Source organism: Ruegeria sp. AA6 (assembly GCF_056542865.1).
In genome coordinates, this window is the sequence record NZ_JBQGAN010000005.1 from 213752 (window position 1) to 235815 (window position 22064).

General features: G+C 57.4%; 21 protein-coding genes, 1 pseudogene and 1 riboswitch. Of the genes and pseudogenes, 17 read left to right on the forward strand and 5 right to left on the reverse strand.

Features of this window, described 5'->3' with window-relative positions:
- Positions 1 to 212: 212 nt before the first annotated feature.
- On the forward strand, positions 213 to 1217 hold the full coding sequence (locus ACR0LN_RS09545; RefSeq protein WP_480429342.1) for an Ldh family oxidoreductase: 1005 nt from the start codon (positions 213 to 215) through the stop codon (positions 1215 to 1217).
- Between the two features lie 53 nt (positions 1218 to 1270).
- On the opposite strand, the gene ACR0LN_RS09550 is transcribed toward ACR0LN_RS09545, so the two are convergent.
- From ACR0LN_RS09550 to ACR0LN_RS09560, 3 genes are all read right to left on the reverse strand, one after another.
- A complete protein-coding gene (locus ACR0LN_RS09550; RefSeq protein WP_480429343.1) occupies positions 1271 to 1987 on the reverse strand; it encodes a GntR family transcriptional regulator in 717 nt (238 codons plus the stop codon).
- A 178-nt stretch (positions 1988 to 2165) separates the two neighbouring features.
- Positions 2166 to 3044 carry an NAD(P)-dependent oxidoreductase gene (locus ACR0LN_RS09555; protein ID WP_480429345.1) on the reverse strand — a complete coding sequence of 293 codons (879 nt, stop codon included), beginning with the start codon at positions 3042 to 3044 and terminating at the stop codon, positions 2166 to 2168.
- 11 nt (positions 3045 to 3055) lie between these two features.
- Complete coding sequence (locus ACR0LN_RS09560; protein WP_480429346.1) at positions 3056 to 3190, reverse strand: SDR family oxidoreductase; 135 nt, start codon at positions 3188 to 3190, stop codon at positions 3056 to 3058.
- A gap of 35 nt (positions 3191 to 3225) precedes the next feature.
- Between ACR0LN_RS09560 and ACR0LN_RS09565 the strand changes: the two are divergent.
- Together ACR0LN_RS09565 and ACR0LN_RS09570 are read left to right on the forward strand one after the other, a co-directional pair.
- A pseudogene (locus ACR0LN_RS09565) lies at positions 3226 to 3600 on the forward strand (SRPBCC family protein); the annotation flags it as partial.
- A 5-nt stretch (positions 3601 to 3605) separates the two neighbouring features.
- On the forward strand, positions 3606 to 4685 hold the full coding sequence (locus ACR0LN_RS09570; RefSeq protein WP_480429347.1) for an FAD-binding oxidoreductase: 1080 nt from the start codon (positions 3606 to 3608) through the stop codon (positions 4683 to 4685).
- A 140-nt stretch (positions 4686 to 4825) separates the two neighbouring features.
- Here the strand turns inward: ACR0LN_RS09570 and ACR0LN_RS09575 are convergent, their stop codons facing one another.
- A complete protein-coding gene (locus tag ACR0LN_RS09575) occupies positions 4826 to 6736 on the reverse strand; it encodes a DEAD/DEAH box helicase (RefSeq protein WP_480429348.1) in 1911 nt (636 codons plus the stop codon).
- Positions 6737 to 6956: 220 nt separating this feature from the next.
- Positions 6957 to 7163, forward strand: a riboswitch (cobalamin riboswitch).
- Positions 7164 to 7256: 93 nt separating this feature from the next.
- Here ACR0LN_RS09575 and ACR0LN_RS09580 point away from each other — a divergent pair.
- From ACR0LN_RS09580 to ACR0LN_RS09595, 4 genes are read left to right on the forward strand one after another with little or no spacing between them, the layout of a single operon-like run.
- On the forward strand, positions 7257 to 7610 hold the full coding sequence (locus tag ACR0LN_RS09580) for a DUF1636 family protein (protein WP_480429350.1): 354 nt from the start codon (positions 7257 to 7259) through the stop codon (positions 7608 to 7610).
- Complete coding sequence (locus ACR0LN_RS09585; RefSeq protein WP_480429351.1) at positions 7610 to 8395, forward strand: ABC transporter ATP-binding protein; 786 nt, start codon at positions 7610 to 7612, stop codon at positions 8393 to 8395. Before ACR0LN_RS09580 ends, ACR0LN_RS09585 begins: the two co-directional genes overlap by 1 nt.
- A gap of 18 nt (positions 8396 to 8413) precedes the next feature.
- Positions 8414 to 9361, forward strand: a complete 948-nt coding sequence (locus ACR0LN_RS09590; protein ID WP_480429352.1) for an ABC transporter substrate-binding protein — start codon at positions 8414 to 8416, stop codon at positions 9359 to 9361.
- A 1-nt stretch (position 9362) separates the two neighbouring features.
- Positions 9363 to 10379: a FecCD family ABC transporter permease gene (locus tag ACR0LN_RS09595; RefSeq protein WP_480429353.1), complete on the forward strand. Its 1017-nt coding sequence runs from the start codon at positions 9363 to 9365 to the stop codon at positions 10377 to 10379.
- Positions 10380 to 10415: 36 nt separating this feature from the next.
- Here ACR0LN_RS09595 and ACR0LN_RS09600 read toward each other — a convergent pair whose 3' ends face one another.
- Entirely contained in the window at positions 10416 to 11414 is a 999-nt protein-coding gene (locus ACR0LN_RS09600; RefSeq protein ID WP_480429355.1) for a nuclear transport factor 2 family protein, read from the reverse strand.
- Between the two features lie 164 nt (positions 11415 to 11578).
- Between ACR0LN_RS09600 and ACR0LN_RS09605 the strand changes: the two genes are divergently transcribed.
- From ACR0LN_RS09605 to ACR0LN_RS09650, 10 genes are all read left to right on the forward strand, one after another.
- Positions 11579 to 12652 carry an ABC transporter ATP-binding protein gene (locus ACR0LN_RS09605; RefSeq protein ID WP_480429356.1) on the forward strand — a complete coding sequence of 358 codons (1074 nt, stop codon included), beginning with the start codon at positions 11579 to 11581 and terminating at the stop codon, positions 12650 to 12652.
- 48 nt (positions 12653 to 12700) lie between these two features.
- Positions 12701 to 13912, forward strand: coding sequence for an ABC transporter substrate-binding protein (locus ACR0LN_RS09610; protein ID WP_480429358.1), 1212 nt, complete (start codon positions 12701 to 12703; stop codon positions 13910 to 13912).
- A gap of 69 nt (positions 13913 to 13981) precedes the next feature.
- Positions 13982 to 15004 carry a carbohydrate ABC transporter permease gene (locus ACR0LN_RS09615; protein ID WP_480429359.1) on the forward strand — a complete coding sequence of 341 codons (1023 nt, stop codon included), beginning with the start codon at positions 13982 to 13984 and terminating at the stop codon, positions 15002 to 15004.
- Between the two features lies 1 nt (position 15005).
- Positions 15006 to 16160: a carbohydrate ABC transporter permease gene (locus ACR0LN_RS09620; protein WP_480429360.1), complete on the forward strand. Its 1155-nt coding sequence runs from the start codon at positions 15006 to 15008 to the stop codon at positions 16158 to 16160.
- 128 nt (positions 16161 to 16288) lie between these two features.
- On the forward strand, positions 16289 to 16819 hold the full coding sequence (locus ACR0LN_RS09625) for an ester cyclase (RefSeq protein WP_480429361.1): 531 nt from the start codon (positions 16289 to 16291) through the stop codon (positions 16817 to 16819).
- Between the two features lie 10 nt (positions 16820 to 16829).
- Positions 16830 to 18161, forward strand: coding sequence for a histidinol dehydrogenase (gene hisD / locus ACR0LN_RS09630; protein ID WP_480429362.1), 1332 nt, complete (start codon positions 16830 to 16832; stop codon positions 18159 to 18161).
- 105 nt (positions 18162 to 18266) lie between these two features.
- Positions 18267 to 19265 carry an ester cyclase gene (locus ACR0LN_RS09635; protein WP_480429390.1) on the forward strand — a complete coding sequence of 333 codons (999 nt, stop codon included), beginning with the start codon at positions 18267 to 18269 and terminating at the stop codon, positions 19263 to 19265.
- Positions 19265 to 20029, forward strand: coding sequence for an SDR family NAD(P)-dependent oxidoreductase (locus ACR0LN_RS09640; protein WP_480429365.1), 765 nt, complete (start codon positions 19265 to 19267; stop codon positions 20027 to 20029). The genes ACR0LN_RS09635 and ACR0LN_RS09640 overlap by 1 nt, the downstream gene beginning before the upstream one ends.
- Complete coding sequence (locus ACR0LN_RS09645; RefSeq protein ID WP_480429366.1) at positions 20029 to 21072, forward strand: LacI family DNA-binding transcriptional regulator; 1044 nt, start codon at positions 20029 to 20031, stop codon at positions 21070 to 21072. Before ACR0LN_RS09640 ends, ACR0LN_RS09645 begins: the two co-directional genes overlap by 1 nt.
- On the forward strand, positions 21069 to 22058 hold the full coding sequence (locus ACR0LN_RS09650; protein ID WP_480429367.1) for a nuclear transport factor 2 family protein: 990 nt from the start codon (positions 21069 to 21071) through the stop codon (positions 22056 to 22058). The genes ACR0LN_RS09645 and ACR0LN_RS09650 overlap by 4 nt, the downstream gene beginning before the upstream one ends.
- Positions 22059 to 22064: the final 6 nt, after the last annotated feature.

Sequence of the window (22064 nt, forward strand, 5' to 3'; positions counted from 1 at the left end):
GCCGACAGATTGTATGCAAAGTAAAGATTAGATAACATCCCAACAGAACTCAAGACTGTTCGATCTGGCTGTGCAGGAAAAAATCACGGCTAATAGAACGAGCATCCCTATTCACAGCCACACGATTCAGCCATTGTGGCGGCGCTATACGCACCCTGTTTGTCGGGCCGTCGCGACCCTGAACCGAACGAGACATCAACAAGGAGACCCGAATGAACGCGGTTGTCGATCTTACACTGGACGAGATATTTGATCTTACGAGAACTGTGCTTGTCTCAAATGGTGCGGATACCGAAAACGCCGAGGCGGTCGCCGAAACGGTCACCAAGGCTGAACGGGACCGTGCGCTTTCACATGGCCTGTTCCGCGTACCCGGATATGTGATTGCTCTGAACAGCGGTAAGGTAGACGGCAAGGCGCGCCCGGTGGTGTCGAACCGAACTCCGGCGGTTCTGAGCTGTGACGCAAAAAACGCCTTTGCGCCGATGGCCCACAAGGCTTGTATTCCACAACTGATCGAGGCGGCCAAAACATACGGGCTGGCTGGGGTGTCCATTCAGCGTACCCATCACTTCGCCGCGCTTTGGCCCGAGGTTGAAGCATTGGCCGAGGCTGGGCTGGTTGGAATCACCTGCGTGTCTTACCTGCCCTGGGTTGCCCCGTATGGCGGCACCAGCCCGATCTTCGGCACCAACCCCTTTGGGTTTGCATGGCCGCGCCCGGATAATGATCCGATTGTGATTGATATGGCCACAGCAGCCATGGCGATGGGCGAGATTCAAATCGCCGCCCGGGAAGGCCACGAAGTTCCGCTTGGTACCGGCCTGTCTGCGTCAGGCGAGCTGACGACCGACGCGGCGGCGATTGCAGACGGCGTGCTGCTTCCATTCGGCGGTCACAAAGGATCGGCGCTGGCGTTGATGATCGAACTGCTGGCGGGTCCGATGGTGGGCGAGACGTTTTCCTATGAATCGCTGGAGCGCGACAATGGCGATGGCGGCCCCGTTCAGGGCGGGCAATTCCTGATGGCGCTGTCACCGGATGTTTTTTCCGATGCGGAATGGACCGCGCAAACGGATCGGTTCGTCGATAAATACGCGGCAATTGACGGCGCGCGGCTGCCGGGTGCTCGTCGCTTTGTACATAGAAAGGACGATGGTCCCCGTGCCGTGAATGAGGATCTGTTGAATAAGATCAAGTCCCTCAAAGAATCCTGAGGCGCAATTGACTGGCGCCGCAATCCTGCGCCAGCCAGGTTCTGGCGCGCGGGTCAGGCAGGCAATTCGATCGAAAAGTCAGCCATCCTGCGGGTCCCCAGGTATTGAAGAAAGCGTTTCTGGACCTCTTCCGTATGTTCGTGCGCCAACCGTTCCGCACGTTCAACGTCCTGCTTTTCGATGGCGTCAATCAACTCTTCATGACTGTCAGCCATAGTCAACGGCATCACATCACCAAAAGACTTGAAATAAAGCCGAAGAAAACGCCGACCATCGTCCAAGAGACGCTCATACGCCGACCCAAGAAACCGATTGCCAGAGGCAACGCCGATCTGTGCATGAAAATTCCGATTGGTTTCGATCATGCGCAAAACGTCGCCCTGTTTCAGGCTGTCGATGAACTGTTCCTGTTCCGCCCGGATCGCAATCAGGTCTTCGGCACTGCGAAATTCAGCTGCCAGGCGGGTGGTCGCCCGTTGCGCAAGATCAAGCGCATCCAGGTATTGTGGAAATTCTTCGACCCGAAGCGGGGCGACGATTGTCCCTTTATTCGGCAATGTCAAAAGAAGGTTGTCCGACACCAGCCGCACCAATGCTTCGCGAACCGGTGACCTTGAAGTCTCAAAACGTTTTGCAATACTCGATTCATCGACAAGCTGGCCGGGCTCCAGTTTCAAAGCCAGAATCTCATCCCGGATTTGCTTGTAGATATTGAAAGCGCTGTATCCTCGCCCTTTCGTTTTAATGTCTTCCGGTTTTTGTTTTGCCATCTGCTTGCGTTCCTCTTAATGGGCCGACCTCAGCTGTCACCGGCAACCACAGTCGAACAAGCAGTTTTGCAGATTGCAACTGTGTGCACAAGAAATCGCCAATTTGCACCTTTCAGAGTCGACTTGATACCAGCAATGCGTTTTCCAAGGGTATAACGCCAATTCTTCCAATGAGCCATCATTTGGCTCCGAATAGCTCTTTTCGAATGTCAGGTCGTAGCATTTCGCTCAGAAGAAGGTCTCCGTGTCCGGCTGCGACAGCATCCGCATACAGCCCCAAAACGGATTCACTCAGCGGCGTGTTACGACCGAACTGTTCCAGAAACTCGGAAATGTAGGTCATGTCTTTTTGTCCACCCTCAACCGAGTAGACATACCCCTTGAAATCACCGTTGCGGCCATTTCCGATGATCCGCCGAAACGCGCCGGAATCGCCGGAACCGCGAATGACAACGTCATAGAGTTTGTCCCAATCCAGATCACACTCGCTTGCAACGTGGAACGCCTCGGTCACAAGGGCGACAATCCCCATCACCATATAATTGTTGACAAATTTAGCCTGAGCGCCAGAGCCGACATCACCGAAATGCTGTACGGACACGCAGAAATGCCGCAGGATTGGTTCGATTTGATCGAAAGTTTCGGTGTCCGCACCGACCAGCGCCCCAAGCTCTCCGGCCGCCGATTGTTTGATCCCACCGGTCAGAGGCGCCTCGGCGAATTTAACGCCGCGCTGCATCAATCGCTGAGAAAGCTGTTCTGTTGCCGGCAGCGAAGAGGTTCCGGTGTCGATCAGAGTTTTCCCGACGCTCAAATCCTCGCCCATGTCATCGACGATCTGCTCAATGATGGCTGAGTTCGGCACACATAGGATGATGCAGTCACTGTTGCGCGCAAGTTCGGCTGCATCGCTGCACTCAACAGCACCGTCGGCGACGAGGGTTTCGACAGGCGTCCGATTCCGGTTTCCAAGGACGTTCAACTGGCCGTGTTTTTTCAGGATGTTGGAGGCCATGCCAAACCCCATGGCGCCCAACCCTACGATACCGATACGCATGTTTACGCTCCCTACGTGGTCCAGCCGCCATCGACGACAAAGAACTGACCCGTGGCGAATTTGGATTCGTCCGAGGCCAGGAAAACGACCATATGCGCGATATCCATCGGCTCGGCCATTTCACGTGTCGGTTGCCGGTCGAGCATCCTTTCATAGGCTTCTTCGAAATTTCCACCTTGCACCCTTTGCGGACGCAGGGTCGCTGTTGAAGTTTCATTATCCGACAACGTGGAACCATTTTCTTGCGGACCACTCGATCGTCTTCCGCGTTACCCCGATCAGCCCGACGGAAACCGAAGTCACTACAAAATGGCTGGTCCACAAGGATGCGGTTGAGGGTGTCGATTACGATCTGAAACGTCTGACCGAGGTCTGGATGGCCACCAATGACGAAGATCGTCAGGTTGTCGAAGACAATCAGCATGGGATCAACAGCCCGGCATATATACCAGGTCCCTATTCCGCCAAGCAGGAGTCTGGTGTGATGCAGTTTGTCGACTGGTACTGCGACACACTGGCGGGTCGTTTGGCACCTGACGCAATGGCTGCAGAGTGACGGCGATGAAAGATCTCACTGCGCAAGCAACTGTTTGGCAAGACGATGAAACACTGGAATGTGTATCAATCGTTCCCGAGATGCCGAACACAGCCAGCTTTTCGTTTCGCGCGCCGTCCGGGGCGCAATTCGCCTATCAGCCCGGGCAGTTTCTGACCTTGGAAATTCCGGCTCCGGGTCAGCCAGGCGGCGTGGTGCATCGCACCTATACGATCTCGTCCTCTCCTTCACGGCCACGGTCGATCACGATCACCGCCAAAGCACAGCCCGAAAGCATAGGTACGTGCTGGATGTTGGACAACCTGCAACCTGGTATGCGCGTAAAAGCCATTGGTCCCGCAGGTCTGTTCAGCAACGCCGAAAGCAAAGCGGGGAAATACCTGTTCATCTCAGCCGGGTCAGGTATCACGCCAATGATGTCGATGACCACCTGCATGTGGGACGAAGGCCGCGATCTGGATGTTGTCTTCATCAACTGCGCCAAGCGGCCTTCCGAGATCATATTCCGCCAGCGATTGGAACAGATGGCCAGCCGGACGTCCGGGCTGGACCTGAAATTCGTTGTCGAAGAACCCGACCCGTACCGTCCGTGGACCGGGTATCAGGGCCAGTTCAACCAGCTTATGCTGGGTCTTATGGCGCCTGACTATCTCGACCGAGAAGTCTATTGCTGTGGCCCGGAACCCTTCATGCAGGCGGTGCGCGAGGCGCTTGCCGGTCTGGGCTTTGACATGGCTAATTATCATCAGGAAAGCTTTGGCGCGCCAATTCAGACCGAGGCGGACCAGCCGGAACTGGATGACATCATACCGGACGATGATAGCAGGGCCGAGATTGTGTTCTCGAACTCTGGTGTCACTGCCAAAGTCGCCGAGACCGATACGGTTCTGTCCGCCGCGCGTTCGGTCGGGCTGAACATCCCGTCAGGCTGTACCTTTGGTGTTTGCGGAACCTGCAAGGATAAAAAGACCACCGGCGAGGTTCACATGGTCCATAATGGCGGGATTTCGGAAGACGACATTGAGGCCGGGTATATTCTTGCCTGTTGTTCGAACCCGATTGGCAAAGTCGAAGTCGAAGTTTGAAGCGCAGGGGAAGCGTTGTGTGAACGCTTCCCCACTTGGACGCTGGACTACTGCCGCTGATTTCGACCGGTGCCCGCATGGGGGAAGCCGACCGGGTCAAAACCCATATGGTGCGTCATCAGCGACCGAGCGCCCCCAACTTATTTCTTGCGCATGGGCACTGCGTTGCCACCCTTTTTCGAGGCCGCCGCACGCGCGCGATTTTTCTTGCTAGTTGGCTTCCCCTTAGGCGGGGGCGGGCCTTTCGGGCGATCGGTTTTAGGTTTTCGATTTGGCTTTTTGGCCGTCCCGACGCGGCTGGTGCCATCGCGGTCAGACTTGGCATTCGCCTCGGCCTTCTCAGGCCCGGTAGCCGCTTTCTTCTTGCGCGGTTTTGCAGGCTGCGGTTCAGCGAGTCGAGGCGGTCTGTCCTCGAACTTTGCCGGGCCTCTTTTACCCTTTGCGCCACGCTTTGGGGCCGGTTTAGTGGGCTTTGAGAGATCGGGCGCTGTCTCCAGTCGCACGATGTCCTTTGTGCCCTCGATCTTCATTTCTGGCCCAATGGCATCCAAAAAGCTGGGAACGCTGCTTTCAAGAATTTCAACGTAGGTCACATCGTCTGCGATGCGTATCGCGCCGACGTCAGCTTTGGTGATATTTCCGGCCTTGCACACCATAGGCAGAAGGTAACGAGGAGATGCGTTTTGGTTGCGCCCTTCGGACAGAGAGAACCACACGCTCGGCCCAAAGGCGGCCTGTGGTTTTGGCGATGCGGTAGAAACTTCGCTTAGTTCTTCGGGCGCGGAATGCTGGCGTTTGTATTGGCGGACATACGCGGCAGCGAGCTGTTCTGGCGTGAACTTCGCCACCAGTTCGTTCACCGAAGCGCGTTCACTATCAGCAACGTCTACTTCCCAGTCCTCAGATGCGAACATTCGCGCCAGGTCCTGTGCGTTGACTTCGTCTGCGGACGGCGCCGCGCCCCATTGCGCCGTGAGTTTGGCAAATTTCAAAAGCCGCTCGGCTTTTTTGAACGCGGATGGTGCAACGATCAGAGTGCTGACGCCTTTGCGCCCGGCACGTCCGGTGCGGCCCGAACGATGCAAAAGGGTCTCGTGGCTGTTCGGCAACTCGGCATGGATCACAAGATCCAAGTTTGGCAGATCAATCCCTCGTGCCGCGACATCTGTTGCGACACAGACCCGGGCGCGTCCGTCGCGCATTGCTTGTAAAGCATTTGAACGCTCACCTTGTGTCAACTCACCAGACAAAGCCACCACCGAAAACCCGCGGTTCGACAGTCGGGCAGTCAGACGCCCTACCATGGCACGAGTGTTGCAAAAGACGATGGCGTTTGGTGCTTCGTAGTAGCGCAAAACGTTGATGATCGCGTTTTCCCCGTCGCGTGGGGCGACCTTCAACGCTCGATACTCGATATCTGTGTGTTGGGTCCGTTCGCTGACGGTGCTCACACGTTCTGCATCGCGTTGGTAGCGGGTTGCAAGGTTCGCGATGGCGCGCGGTACGGTTGCTGAAAACAGCAGAGTCTGCCGGTCTGTCGGCGTTTCCTCGAGGATAAATTCCAAGTCCTCGCGGAACCCGAGATCAAGCATTTCGTCGGCTTCGTCCAGCACTACGGCTCGTACCGCCGTCAGATCAATCGAGCCGCGCATGATGTGATCGCGCAGGCGACCGGGTGTCGCCACCACGACATGTGCGCCACGGGCCAGCGCCCTGCGCTCATCGCGCATGTCCATGCCGCCAACGCAGGATGTAATAAACGCACCTGCATCCGCGTAAAGCCACCCAAGTTCCCGTTTCACCTGCATGGCCAGCTCTCGCGTCGGTGCGATAACCAAAGCCAATGGCGCGCCGCTGGCGTCAAAGACCTCAGCTTTACCCAAAATGGTAGATGCGATAGTCAACCCGAAGCCGATGGTTTTACCCGATCCGGTCTGAGCTGAGACCAGCAGGTCCCGCCCTTGAAGTTCTGGGGCTGATACGGCCTCTTGGACTGGAGTCAGCGTTGTATACCCTTTGCGTGAAAGGGCATCTGCAATGGTCTGTTTCATGGTTCGGCTCTTTTGGATGCTGCGGCCACCCTCAGAGCGTCCAACAGACGGATCAACGTCGAAGCGCTGTCCATACTGAGAGAAGAGGCGGATGTATAGGGTTGATAAGCGCCGATTGCGAAGGGGCGCTCCGATCTCGGCGAACGACGGCTTATGGGTTAGAGCCGAGAAAACTGCTTTTACATTTGAAAAACCGTATTGACCCAATCACGGTTCTCGGGCAGTCGTATCCCTTGATGGTTCCCACCGGTGCTACGGCGGGATGAAAAGGGAATACGGTGAGGTTGGCCGAATGGCGCCAAGTCCGTAACTGCCCCCGCAACTGTAAGCGGTGAGCGACGCCAAATACCCACTGGCCTACGGGCCGGGAAGGACGGCCAAGCATCGACCCGCAAGTCAGGAGACCTGCCATCACGTTTTAACCAACCCGGGGCGGGGTGTCCCGGAAGGAGGCGAAGTGGCGACTGCGTTACGTTATTACATTGCAACTATCTCGCTTCGGCAATAAGCGGAGCGGGCTATGCAAACGAGTAACGAACATTTCCTGCTGATATGCGAGACCTGCAAAGGCGCAGAACAAGCGAATGCAATTCGTGATGCCCTGACGGGCCAACTTTCACCCGGGTATTCCATACGTATGGTTTCCTGCATGGCTGGTTGCGGCCGCCCAACAACCGTCGGCTTTCAGGCGATTGACAAAGCGCAATACCTGTTTGGTGATATTGAGACCGAGCAGGACATCCAGGCACTGGCTGAGTTTGCACAGCAATTCGAAAAAAGCACTGATGGTTGGACCAACGCGACCGACAGACCGCGCCCGTTGTTCGAGAAAACTCTGTCTCGAATGCCCCGGATCGAGATGGAGGTAAGCTGATGACGACCTCAAGCTTTTTGGCTGCCCGCGATCTTGAATACTTTGCGCTGAACGGGGACGTCCTTTTGCAGCAAGCTTCTTTCGAACTGGGCGAGGGGGCTATTCTCGCCATCGCCGGACCGAACGGTGCAGGCAAGACAACGCTTTTGAACCTTCTATGTGGTGCGGTGGACCTGGTGCTGGGGGATGTTCAGATCAAAGGGCACAGCCTTAGGCAGATGTCGGCGGCCGAACGGGCCCGCATGATCGCCGTGGTTAGTCAGCAGGAATTGCCGGATGGAAGGCTGTCGCTGCGGGACTACGTCGCTTTGGGCCAGATACCGATACGTTCGGACCGCTCGGCCGGGGAGCATGCCGCAGAGCTTTCCAGAATTCTGCGACTGACAGGTTTGGACATGCTTGCGGACAAGAAGATGGCTGTCCTGTCTGGGGGTGAACGTCAACGGGCGCATATTGCGCGCGCTCTGGCGCAAAACCCATCGCTATTATTCTTGGATGAACCGACCAACCACCTAGACCCGGACGCCAAGGGGCGGATGCTGTCTTTGGTGGCCGAGTTGGGTATCACAGTGGTGATGATCGTCCACGATCTGGTCATGATCCCCGAATTTGCCACCCATGTTGCGCTTATGAAATCAAGCCGTCTCACCAGTTTCGGCCCGGTGGCCGATGTGCTGACGCCTGATCATGTACGCGATACGTTTGGCGTCGATTACCTGAGCTTTCACCACGAAGGCCGCGTGATCCCGGCGCTGGATATTCGAAAAACCACCGTTTCAACATAATCGAAGGAAATAACCCGAATGAAACACATCTGGTCTGCGGCGCTGATCACAGCAATGGCAGGCGGCGCTGCCGCTCATGAAGTGACGGTTGACAATTGCGGCGAACCGCTGGTGTTCGAAACCCAGCCCGAGCGTCTGGTCGTGCATGATATGAACATGACCGACATGGCCTTTGCGCTGGGTCTGCAGGACAAGATCGTCGGCCTGACCGGTATCACCGGCTGGTACAAGACCAGCCCCGAATTCGACACGCTGCGCGGAGATATCCCCGAGCTTGCACCAAAATACCCGACCGTCGAAAACCTTGTGGCGGTTGAACCAGACCTGTTCTTCGCCGGTTGGTATTATGGCATGAAGCCCGGAGGCGACGTGACCCCGGACACGCTGGAGCCTTTTGGTATCAAGACCATGATCCTGACCGAAAGCTGTGTGCATCTGGACAAAGATCGCCCAGAGGCCAGCATGGACTTGCTGTTCGATGATGTTCTGCGCTTGGGCAAAGTGATGCATGTCGAAGACAAGGCCGAGGAACTGGTGAAGGGCTGGAAAGACGAACTGGCGGCTATCGAGGCCCAGACAACGGATCTTCCCAAGCCCCGTGTATTCTTGCTGGACGGTCCGGCGGATGCGCCTTTCACCGCAGGCAAGTTCGCCATTCCCGACGCGATGATTGCCGCGGCAGGCGGCGAAAACGTGACCCATGACATGGATACCAGCTGGGGCCGGACTTCGTGGGAGGCCGTGGCCGCTTCGAACCCCGAGTTCCTGGTATTGCTGGACTACCAGACCGGCAATGGCGCTGCGGACACGTTCAAATTTCTGCAAGAACACCCGGTGATGTCGCAAACCGACGCCGTCAAGAACCAGCGCTGGATCGGTCTGCGTTACGAAGAGCTGACGCCGGGGCCTGCAAATATCGAAGCAATCTCAAAAATGGTTCAGGCCATGCATCCGGGCATCAACTAATATGGGCCGATTTGGCCTTGTACTCATGCTGGGGGCGGTCGGTCTGGCCGCCCTTTTGCTGATTTCAACCGTGTACGGCACCACGGAAATTCCTGCCGTCGATGCTTTCAACGCGGTGCTTCTCGGCACCGGCCTCGTTGAAGGAGATATGGAACCTGCGCATCGTATTGTCTTTGACTTGCGCCTGCCGCGCGCCTTGTTTGCTGCGGTGATCGGCGCTGGTTTGGGCATTGTCGGGGTCGTCCTGCAAACCACAACGCGCAACGATTTGGCTGATCCGTTTCTGTTCGGCTTGTCTTCGGGCGCGGCAGCCGGAGCGGTGTTTGTCATCACGGTGACCGGAGACTTGCTGGGGTTCTGGACCCTGCCTCTGGCGGCCTTTTGCGGCGGTTTGGTGGCGTCGGGTATCGTGCTTGCCTTGGTTCATGGGCTGCGCACAAGCGCGCCGGAAAAACTTATCCTTGCCGGTCTTGCGGTGTCTTTCCTGTTCTCGGCCATCACCAACTACCTGATTTTTGCAGGTGACAGCCGCGCCGCGCATTCGGTCATTTTCTGGATGTTGGGTGGGCTTGGTTTGGCGCGCTGGGAGACGTTCCCGCTTGTCTGCACCGGTCTGTTGCTGATCCTGACCTATTCGCTGTATCGCAGCCGGTGGCTGGATGCTCTGCTGACCGGAGACTTGACGGCTTCAACGCTGGGCGTGCCAGTGCAAGGGCTGCGGTTCAGCATGTTTTTCGTGGCGGCTCTGGCAACGGCAGTTTTCGTTTCAGTGGCCGGCGTGATCGGTTTTGTCGGGCTGATGGTCCCCCATATCGCCCGAGGCATCGCCGGACCCTTGCATAACCGCCTGTTGCCAACGGCGGCCTTGGTTGGCGCCGCGTTATTGACGGGATCGGATATTCTGAGCAGGCTATTGTTGGCCCCGCAGGAACTTCCGGTTGGAATCGTGACAACCTCAATCGGGTCAGTTTTTGTATTTTTGTTGTTGTTTCGAACAGCGAGGTCTCAGAGGCGGTGAAAGCCTAATACCGGATTTTGCTCTAGGACCCTTCCTCTATTCTGGTTGAATTCCGCTGGCGCGGCCCAGGACATCAAGGCCTTGTTGCTTCCAGAAATGTAGAAGGTCGATGAATATCCAGTTCTCAGCAAGTTTGTCTCCGGCGCGGCGGTAGATGTCGATTACCCGGAATTCACCGGGTTTGCCTGTGGCGGGCATCCCCATGAAGCCGCCGGTCGGGACAGCCGTGAAGTTTGGCCAACCAAAGAATCCGCCATAATGACCCTCGGCCAGACGGCATACGTGATCTGTTTTTGAGCGATCAGTGAACGTGGCGCGGAACGGGCCGGAATGTTGTTTTGCATAGCGTTCGATCGTGTAGGTGGCACCGATGCCTTCGGGGCCCCACCAGATCATATCATCGTGCCAAGTCTGGGCCAGTTCATCCTCAAGGGAAAGACCACTGTGCCATTGCCCAAGATCCGCGATCATCGCGTTGATCAAAGCCAGTGTCTGTTCGCCTTCTGCCGCAGGCTGGTCTGACAGCAACAAACCGTCATGTGTCATAGGGCCGGGTTGTACCAGATGCGCCGCAGTTTGTGGTGGAAATGGGTTTTGCCCGGCCTGCACCATCAGGTGTGGAATGTCAAAATACATCGCCGTTTCGACGATCAGGCCGTCTGAAATCTTGTGGAACGAGCAGTACCGCAGAAAGGCCATCTTACCGGTAGGGCGTATCCCTAGCCAGGGCGCGTCGAACAGGCCCATCAGATGTCCCATCGACACAACCCAAACGCCGCCTTCGCTGAGAGAGTTTCTGCCTGCGAAAAAGATGTCCTGTCTGCGCTGCAGTCGTGTCAAACTCTGTTTCAGAGGTTGCCAGAACTGGCGCGCAACTTCGTCCGGGCCGGAGATTTCGTCGAACGGATGGAAGCCACGCCAAAGCAAATTCGATGCGCAGAATTTAGTCATGACAGCGGTTATCTCGGGACCTTTAGCGCTATCGAGCGCGTCGTAGAAAGACTGAACCAACTTTTTTTCGGTTTGGAAGCTCATGGGTATTTCCGTTTTACAGCAACGCGTTACGGGCCTTCCGCTTCGCGTTCGACTCGGTGTTTCAGCGTATATTTGCATACGTATGCAAAAAAGTCTTGCCTGAATTGATATCTGCGAATTACAGTTTTGCAAACGTATGCAAACGAATCCTTTCAGGGGGCACCATGGCGGAAATTCAATTGCGCAACGTCGGCAAACGCTGGGGTTCCTTTGTCGGGGTTCACAATTTCGACCTGACCATTGCGGATCGTGAGTTTTTGGTGCTGCTGGGCCCGTCGGGTTGCGGCAAGACCACGACGATGCGTATGATCGCTGGCCTTGAGGACGTGACCGAGGGTGAAATTCTGGTCGATGGCAAAGTGGTCAACGACCTGGAGCCCAAGGACCGCGACGTTGCGATGGTGTTTCAGAGCTACGCGCTCTACCCGAACATGAATGTCTATGAAAACATCCGCTTTCCGCTGAAAGTGCGCGGCATCGACCCAGCGACGCATGACGACAAAGTACGTCGTGCCAGCGCGATGGTTGAGCTGGACGATTTCCTGCATCGCAAACCTGCCGAGTTGTCGGGCGGTCAGCGGCAGCGTGTGGCACTGGCCCGCGCGATTGTGCGGGAACCTAACGTGTTCCTGATGGATGAGCCGCTGTCGAACCTTGATGCCAAACTACGGGTGTCGACGCGGGCGCAGATCAAGAACCTCAGCCACGAATTGGCGGTCACCACCATCTATGTGACTCACGACCAGATCGAGGCGATGACCTTGGCAGACCGCGTGGTGGTCATGAAGCAGGGTGTGGTGCAGCAGGTGGGCAGCCCGACTGAAATCTATGATCGCCCCGCGAATACATTCGTGGCCAGCTTCATCGGCTCGCCCGCGATGAACCTGATGGATGGTGAAGTTTCGGGTGGTGTGTTCCGGGCTGAACATGTGGCCATCCCTGTGGATGCACCGGACGGCCCGATGACGCTCGGTTTCCGGGCCGAGGATGCCAGCCTAGCCGAAGGGCAGGGCGAAATCACCGCACCGATCTACACGCTGGAATTGCTGGGCGACGCGACCATGATCTCGGTCCGGGTCGGTGGCGCTCTGGTTTCGGTCAAGGCCGATAAGGCCTTCCGCGCCGAGATTGGCGAACCGGTCTCGTTCTCGGTGCCAAAGGAAATCTGTCATCTCTTCGAAGCTGGAAGTGGTGCGCGGATCGGGGATCAACCCCAACAACAGCCCATACGGGCATAACGCCGGTCCGGACGTCGACGACGGACCGATCCTGACAGGGAGAAACGCATGAAACTCAAAACGATCCTCATGGCTGGTGCCATGTCCCTTGCCGCCGCTGGCGCATGGGCCGACTGCGCCTTTGAAAATGATGTACCGCTGAAATCGCTTTCGGCCGGGTTTGAAGCCTGGAAAGCCGCCACCGAAGCAATGGCTGAATGTGGCAACTTCAGCGCTTCGTTGGATCAGGAATTCCGCGAGAAACAGCCTGAAGCGTTCGCCGCGAACCCTTCACTCTATCAGATCGGTGGCGTTGCTAACGAAACTATGATCCCGCTGCTGAACGCGGGCTCGCTGCGCCCGCTGGATGATCTGGTTGAGAAATATGGCCAGGACCTTCTGCCCAACCAGCTGATCAAAGTGGATGGCCAGATCATGGCGATCGCGATGATGGTGAACGCGCAACACCTGATGTATCGCAGTGACGTTCTGGCCGATCTGGGCATCGAAGAGCCCAAGACCTATGACGACGTTCTGGCCGCCGCCGCCAAGATCAAAGAAGCCGGCGTCATGGAATATCCGATTGGCGGCACCTTCAAGACCGGTTGGAACCTCGCTCAGGAATTCGTCAACATGTATATGGGCGAAGGTGGCGAGTTCTTTGGCGAAGGCAACCAACCTTCGATTAACAACGAAACGGGCGTCAAAGCTCTGGAGACCATGAAGGCGATGACAGCGTTCATGGACCCGGAATATCTGGTGTCTGACTCGACCTACGTTCAGCAGCAGTTCCAGCAGGGCAAGATCGCCATGGCGAACCTGTGGGCCAGCCGTGCTGCTGCAATGAATGACGAAGCCGAAAGCCAGGTTGTTGGCAAAGTGACCATGGCCTCCGCACCGATGGGTGCCGCCGCGCCATCGACAACCATTTGGTGGGATGGAGTCGTTTTGGCCGCGAACATGAGCGACGAAGAAGCGGATGCTGCTTTCCGCGTCGTCATGGAAGGCATTGATGGGGACATGGTGAGCGCTAACAACGATGTCGCTGTTTGGCTGAGCCCGGCCTACAAGCCCGGTGACCTGGCAGCCGGTGCCGCAGCTTCGGCAGAAAACGGTGCAAAGGCCTACCCAGCGTCCGCTCCAATGGGTGTATTGCACAGTGCCCTTGGCAACGGTCTGGCCGATTATTTGACCGGTGCCAAAGATGCCCAGACCACTCTGGCGGACATCGAAGCCGAGTATCTGACCGCTGCCAAAGAAGCTGGTCTGATCAACAACTGATCCTCCCGGGGGAGGACTCCGGCCCTCCCTTCCATTGTCCCCCTTGAGAACCATGAGAAAGGCAGAGCCATGAATTTCCGGACATTTGCCGCCTTTGTTGGCCCCTCTGTCTTTATGATGCTTCTCTTTATCGCGTTCCCGCTGGTCAGCGTGTTCAAGCAAAGCTTTTACGTCACTCAGCCGCTGTATGAGTCGGTCGAAATCGAGACCTGCACACCCGGTTTTCTGACCCAGACCTGTGTGACCGAGACCGTCTCGCAGCCGCAGTTGGATGAGGAAGGCAAGATCATCACTCAAACCCGGTTTGTCGGGTGGGAAAGCTATCGCAATGTGCTGGAGCCGGAACGGGCGTGGCGCGCAATCAGCGAAGGCAGCTGGAATGTGCTGTCCACGATCAATTTCTGGAAGGCGTTGCGGTTTACCCTGACCTTTACCCTGATCACCTTGCCTTTGGTGATCGTCTGCGGGCTGGGGATTGCGGTTATGATCAACAATGCCGCACAGGCTATCCGGGGGCCGGTGATTTTCATCTCGTTGCTGCCCTTTATCATTACCCCCGTGATCGGTGTCCTTTCGGTTAACTGGCTGTTCCGCGGTGACGGCATCCTGACCGCGCTGATTGAGTGGTGGTTAAACCGGGATATAGCCCTGTTTGCGCAAGCCTGGACTATTGAAATTCTGATGATGCTCTACCGCGTATGGCACGTCGCGCCCTTTGCTGCCATCGTGTTCTATGCGGGTCTGCAAACTGTCAATCAGGACAGTCTGGAAAGCGCCGTCATCGACGGAGCGACCCGCTGGCAGCGGATGAAGTACATCGTCATCCCGCACCTGATGCCGCTGATCATCTTCGTGTCGATGATCCACCTGATGGACAGCTACAGGGTGTTCGAAGAGATCGTCGGTTTCGCAAGCCAGGGTTATGTCATCTCGCTGCAATGGCTGACCTATGACTTCCTGGTGCCGGATCAGGCCGGCAATCGCTCGATCAGCCGAGCCTCGGCCAGCGCCATGCTGACCATGATTGGCATCGCCATCCTGCTTATCTTCCCGCTGCGCCGGACATGGCGCGATCACAAAGGAGGTCACTGACATGTCCTCGCGCGCGCTTCGCCAACCACTCAGCCTGCGGCTGACCTCGAACATCTTCCTGGCTTTCTGGTGCCTTGTTGCCATCTTCCCGATCTTCTGGATCACGGTGATGAGCTTCAAATCCCCGGTCGATGCCTTCGACAGCAACGCCCTGAACGTGATCTTTGGCCCGACGACTCTGGCCAACGGTAACGGGCTGTCACTGTTGGATATCATCTTCGGCATAGCTGTGATCTGGGGCACGATTGCTCTGGTATTCAAAAAGATGCCTTCGCTGGTCAAAGCCTTTTCCAAGGAAGGTCAGGAATGGTTTGGCTGGGTGATCGGTATTCTTGCTGTAGCAGTGGGTTTTCTGGTGGTATTCTTCGTGATCCTGCCCGCGATTCTGAGCGTTCTAAACCCGCTTTTCGGCCCGCTGGGGCGTGACATATTAGGCTTGACCACCGAGCACTATAAAACTGTCTGGATTGATCGGGGTTTTTCGAACAACTTTAAGAACTCGTTGATCGTAACCACGGGTGTTGTTGTTCTGTCGCTTTCGGTCGGTACGCTGGCGGGATACGGTTTGGCGCGATCAGGTTCGAACTTGGCCTTCTGGCTGTTGATCGTCGCGTTGATCTTCCGCGCGTTGCCTCCGTCGGCGCTGGTTGCCAGCTACCTGCCGGTATTCATCAGCTCGTCCGAATGGCTTGCGCCGATCCTTGGTGAAAACGCGCCTACACTCTATGGCAAACCCTTCGCCGTGATTGCGGTGTTGGTGGCGATCAACCAGCCGTTCACAATCTGGATGCTGCGCTCGTTCTTTCAGAACATACCCGCCGAACTGGACGAGGCCGCCCGAGTCGACGGTTGCAATCACTTTCAAGCATTCCGCCGGGTGATCATGCCGGTGATGTGGCCGGGGGTGATTACCACCGGGTTGTTCAGCTTCCTGCTGGCGTATAACGACATTCTTGTCACCTCGCTGCTGCTGGACGCGCAGAACCAGACCATGGTTCCCGCCATTGTCGGCATGTTCAACCGCGAAACCACCACAACCGATCAGGTCGTCGCCGTGGCCGCCGCCGTGTCGATCACCGCGCCGCTGATCTTCCTTGTGCTGATCTTCCAGCGCCAGATTGTCAGCGGTCTGACAGCCGGAGCGGTGAAGGGCTGATGAGCAACCACGCCCGCCATAACGCCATGTCGCGCCACCCGGCGCTGAACAGGATGCCAAGGGATTTTCTGAGTGTTGGGGGCCTTTCCCCCACTCTCTTCCCTGTAAAACCTGAAAGGACATGACACATGAAAGGTTCCCGCCCCGAACAAGCGGTTTTGACCCGCGACACGGATCTCAGCAAAACGGATGAGACACGCCGTGTGATTGAAACCATGGTGGACGGTCTGAACGACCACCGCATTGACGATATTGGTGAGTTCTTTGCCCAGGGATTTCGCTGGATGGGCAATCAGGGCTGCGGCACCAAGACCGGCCTGAAAGAGTTTCAGGACAACTGGCAGCGCCCGTTTCAGGCCGCGTTTTCGGACAAGACCTGCATCGACGAAGCCCGGCTTTACATGGGCGAATGGGCGGCTGCGTTTGGTCGTCAGGAAGCTACCCATTCCGGTGAGTTTCTGGGTATCGCCCCCACCGGCAAACGCGTTGAAATCCGTTACATGGACTTTTGGAAAGTCGTTGACGGCAAGATCGTAGACAATTGGGTGAATGTGGACTTCGCGCATGTCGCGGCGCAGCTGGGTGTCGATCTGTTCAACGGTGAAGGCTGGGAAGCATTTGACCGGGGGGAAAAGGTTCCGCCCCGGCCCGCAAACTGAGGATTGAAAAATGGCAATCGAGTATCTTAAACGCGGTAAGTCTGACGCTGACCGGGCCGAAGATGACGCCAAAACCCGCGCCGTGGTCGAAGCCACACTGAAAGACATCGAAACCCGTGGCGATGCCGCCGTGCGCGAGCTGAGCGAGAAGTTCGACAATTACTCGCCCGCGTCGTTCCGCCTATCGCAGGAACAAATAGACGATCTGATCGGCCAGCTGACCGACCGAGAACTGGCCGACATCAAATTCGCGCAGGAACAGGTGCGCAACTTTGCGCAGGCGCAACGCGACTCCATGCTGGATATCGAGGTCGAGACCCTACCGGGCGTGATCCTTGGCCACAAAAACATCCCCGTGCAGTCGGTCGGTTGCTATGTACCCGGCGGCAAGTTCCCTATGGTGGCGTCGGCCCATATGTCGGTGGCAACGGCTTCGGTCGCGGGTGTTCCGCGCATCATCGCCTGCACGCCGCCGTTCAATGGCAAACCCAACCCGGCTGTGATTGCAGCGATGCATCTGGGTGGCGCGCATGAGATTTACGTCATGGGCGGAATTCAGGCCATCGGCGCGATGGCGATTGGGACTGAGACCATCGACCCTGTGCATATGCTGGTCGGCCCTGGTAATGCATTCGTTGCCGAAGCCAAGCGCCAACTGTTTGGCCGCGTCGGTATCGACCTGTTCGCCGGTCCGACCGAAACCATGGTCATCGCCGATGAAACCGCCGCCGATGCCGAGTTGTGCGCCACCGACCTGCTGGGGCAGGCCGAGCATGGATACAACAGCCCCTGCGTTCTGCTGACCAACTCGCGCAAACTGGCCGAGGAAACATTGTCGGAGGTTGACCGTATTCTGGGCATTCTGCCGACTGCCGGCACCGCGAAAGTGTCGTGGGACGAATATGGCGAGGTGATTGTCTGCGACACCTATGACGAAATGCTGCAGGTTGCCGACGACATCGCGTCCGAGCACGTTCAGGTCATGACCGACCGCGACGATTGGTTCCTTGAGAATATGACCTGCTATGGCGCGCTGTTCCTCGGTCCGCGCACTAATGTGTCGAACGGGGACAAGGTGATTGGGACAAACCACACCTTGCCGACGAAGAAAGCTGGGCGGTACACTGGTGGGCTTTGGGTCGGTAAATATCTGAAAACACACAGTTATCAGAAGGTTCTGACCGATGAGGCGGCGACGCTGGTCGGCGAATATGGCTCGCGCCTTTGCATGCTGGAAGGCTTTGTCGGCCATGCCGAACAATGCAACATTCGCGTGCGCCGTTATGGCGGCATCAATGTACCTTACGGCGAACCTGCACCTTATCGGGATGCTGCTGAATAGGGGGCTCTGCCCCCGGCTTTCAGCCTTCTCCAGAGTATTTGGGAAAAGAAGAAGTTGGATACTCACACCCGTCATAAAGCCCTGATCGCCCCGCTCAGGGCTGCGATGTACGATTTTTCCGAGGCCGGTGTCCGACGGGCGCTGGCCGAGGTGACTGCGGCAGACGCAGTGTTTCACCTGTGCCACCCTATTGGCGACAGCACCGGCAGCGATGCGTTCTATGACTGTGCCTACAAGGACTTGTTGGCTGCTTGGCCCGATCTGGAACGGCGCGATTATATCGTGATGGCCGGGCCGGACGAAGACGGTGCCGATTGGGTTGGCTGCGGAGGCTACTACACAGGCACCTTCACTGGCCCGTGGTTGGATATCCCGCCGACCGGTCATCAGGTGACCATGCGGTTCCACGAGTTCTTTCGGTTTGTGGATGGCAAAGTTGTTGAGGTTCAGGCGCTGTGGGATATCCCCGAGGTGATGATGCAGGCCAAAGCTTGGCCGATGGCACCCAGCCTCGGGCATGAATGGCATGTGCCTGGCCCGGCCACACAAGACGGGTTTGTGCCCGGCCCCTATGACGCGACCAAGGGCAAGGCGACCTGCCAGCACATCATCGACATGCTGGAGCATCTCAAGAAACACCCGTCGCAAGGTGGTCCCGAAGTGATGGAGATGGAGCGGTTCTGGCACCCACGTATGAACTGGTACGGCCCTTCGGGCATCGGCACCGGACGCGGCTATGCGGGCTTTCGCAACTGGCACCAGATTCCGTTCCTGAACGGCATGCCTGATCGTGGGCAATACGTCGACGAAATCACCTATCACTTCTTTGGTGATGGCGAATACGCCGCGGTCACCGGCTGGCCCAACATGATTCAGACGGTGACCCATGATGGCTGGCTGGGAATCGCGCCCTCGGGCAAAAAGATCACCATGCGCAGCCTCGATTTCTGGCGGCTTGAAAACGGGCGCATTCGGGAAAACTGGGTTCTGGTCGATATTCTGGATGCGTATCGTCAGCTTGGCGTTGACGTCTTTGCTCGTCTGCGGGAATTCAACAAGGCGCGAAACCTTGGCCGCATTGAAACTCCTGATGGAATGAGCTGATGTCAGACCTCCCCCGCACCCCTTCGTTTTCGCTGACCGGAAAAACCGCCCTTGTGACCGGAGCGTCCTCGGGCATCGGGCAGGGCTGTGCCGTGGCGTTGGCCGAAGCGGGCGCGCATGTGGTCTGCGCCGCGCGCGGAGCGGAGCGGCTGGCCGACACCGTCGCGGCGTTGCAGGAGGAGGGCTGGTCGGCCGAGGCGGCGATTGTGGATCAAGGCGATCTGGACGCGCTGCGCGGTCTGTTCGATGGGCGTGTCTTTGATGTGGTAGTGAATTCAGCCGGAACCGCGCGCCATAGCCCGGCGGTTGAGACCACGCCTGACGATTTCGATGCCGTCACGAACGTCAACTTGCGTTCGGCCTATTTCTTATCTGCCTATGCGGCCAAGGCGCTGATGGCGGCGGGCAAGTCGGGCTCGATCATCCATATCTCAAGCCAGATGGGCCATGTCGGCGGTGTTGACCGGGCGCTGTACTGTGCGACCAAGCACGGGCTTGAGGGCATGGTCAAAGCCATGGCGATCGAATGGGGCAAACAGCGCATTCGTATCAACACGGTCTGCCCGACCTTCATCCGAACTCCGTTGACGCAATCGACTTTCGACAACCCCGAACGGGCCGCTTGGATCATGGAAAAGATTAAGCTGGACCGCGTGGGTGAGGTTGAAGATGTCATGGGTGCGGTTACTTATCTGGCCTCAGATGCCTCGGCGCTGGTTACAGGCACTTCAATGCTGATTGATGGGGGTTGGACAGCGGACTGATGCCCGAAAAAATCACTTCTCTTCAGGTTGCTCAACTGGCCGGCGTCAGCCAGTCGGCGGTCAGCCGGGTGTTCACGCCCGGCGCGTCGGTCAGTAAGAAAACCGAAGAGAAGGTGCGCAAGGCGGCAGCCCAATTGGGGTATCGTCCCAACGTTCTGGCCCGTGCCATGGTGTCAGGCAAAAGCCGGATCATTGGCCTCGTGGTGGCCTATCTGGACAACTATTTCTATCCCGAAGCGCTTGAGAAACTGTCCAATGCTTTGCAAGAACAGGGTTATCACGTGTTGATTTTCATGGCTTCGCGAACGGCGGGCAATATCGACACGGTGATGGACGAAATCCTTGACTATCAAGTGGACGGGGTGATCTTGGCGTCGGTGGCGATGTCATCGGATATCGTCACCCGGTGTCAGCAAGCTGGTGTGCCGGTTGTGCTGTTCAACCGCAGCCAGGACCTTGACGGCGTCACCACCGTCACCTCTGACAACTATGCCGGAGGCCGAAAGGTGGCCGAGTTTTTGGTGGCCGGGGGGCATAGCCGGATCGCCTATATCGCAGGTTGGCAGGGGGCTTCGACCCAGCGCGACCGCGAAGCCGGGTTTAGGGCCGCATTGGCCGAAGCCGGGCAAAGCGTGTTTGCACATGAAGTCGGTGAATTTTACACTGAAAAAGCCCGCGCCGCGGCCCGGCGGATGTTTGATGTAGCGCCCGATCAACGCCCGGATGCCGTCTTTGTGGCCAACGATCACATGGCGCTGGCGGTGATGGATGTGATCCGCTTCGAACTTGGCCTGCGGGTGCCCGAGGATGTCTCGGTCGTAGGCTATGATGACGTGCCGCCCGCCGGGTGGCCCGCTTATAATCTGACGACAATCCGGCAACGGGCCAATCTTATGGTGGCCGAAACCGTTGCCGCTCTTTTTGAACATATCGACACCCCGGAGGCCGCCGAGCCGCGCAAGGTGGCCATTGATGGGCCGCTGGTCGTTCGGACCTCGGCCCGGTTGCCAAAGGGGTGGACTCCACAAAGGACAGAGACATGAAAGGCTTCGATCCGAAGTTTCGGAATTTCCCGGATTACATCATCGGTATCACCAAAGAAATCTGGGAAGACCGGGGTATTGCCACGCTGCATGACTATTACAGCCAAGACATCGTCGTGCGCTCGCCCGGGTCGGTTGTGCTGGGCAACCAGAACGTCATCGGCGCGACGATGGCAACGCTGGCGGAATTCCCGGACCGGCAGTTGCTGGGCGAGGACGTGATCTGGTCCGGTACGCCGGAAGACGGGATGCTGAGTTCGCACCGGATCATCTCAACCGCAACGCATCTGGCAGAAGGAGTTTACGGCAAAGCCACCGGCACTAAGCTGCGCTATCGGATTCTGGCCGATTGCCACGCGATTGACAATCAGATCAACGATGAATGGCTGATCCGCGATCAGGGGGCCATCGTGCGCCAGATGGGTTGGGATCCCAAGGAATACGCCGCCGATCTGATCGCGCGAGAAGGTGGACCGCAGTACTGCGTCAAACCGCTGACGCCCGAGATCGACCAGCCCGGACCCTACAAGGGAACTGGCAACGACAACGAATGGGGACAGCGGTATGCAGATATTCTGACCCGGATCATGAGTGCCGATATGGGCGTGATCGAGGGTGAATATGACCGCGCGGTGCAGTCCGAATATGTAGGCGGCGTAACCGGCCATGGCTGGGACGCGGTGGATCGGTTCTGGATGGGGCTGCGCGCCAGCTTCCCGAATGCTGAATTTAAGATCGAACACCTGATCGGTCGCGACGACCCGAACATGCCACCTCGTGCCGCGATCCGCTGGAGTCTTTGGGGTAAGCACGATGGCTGGGGTGTTTTTGGCGCGCCGACTGGTGCGCAAGTTTATGTTCTGGGCATCAGCCACGGCGAGTTTGGTGAGCTGATCGGCGGACAACCACAGCTGCGCCGGGAATACACGCTGTTCGACGAAACATCGGTCTGGAAACAGATTCTGCTGCAAGGTGGAGAGGGCTAAGTGACC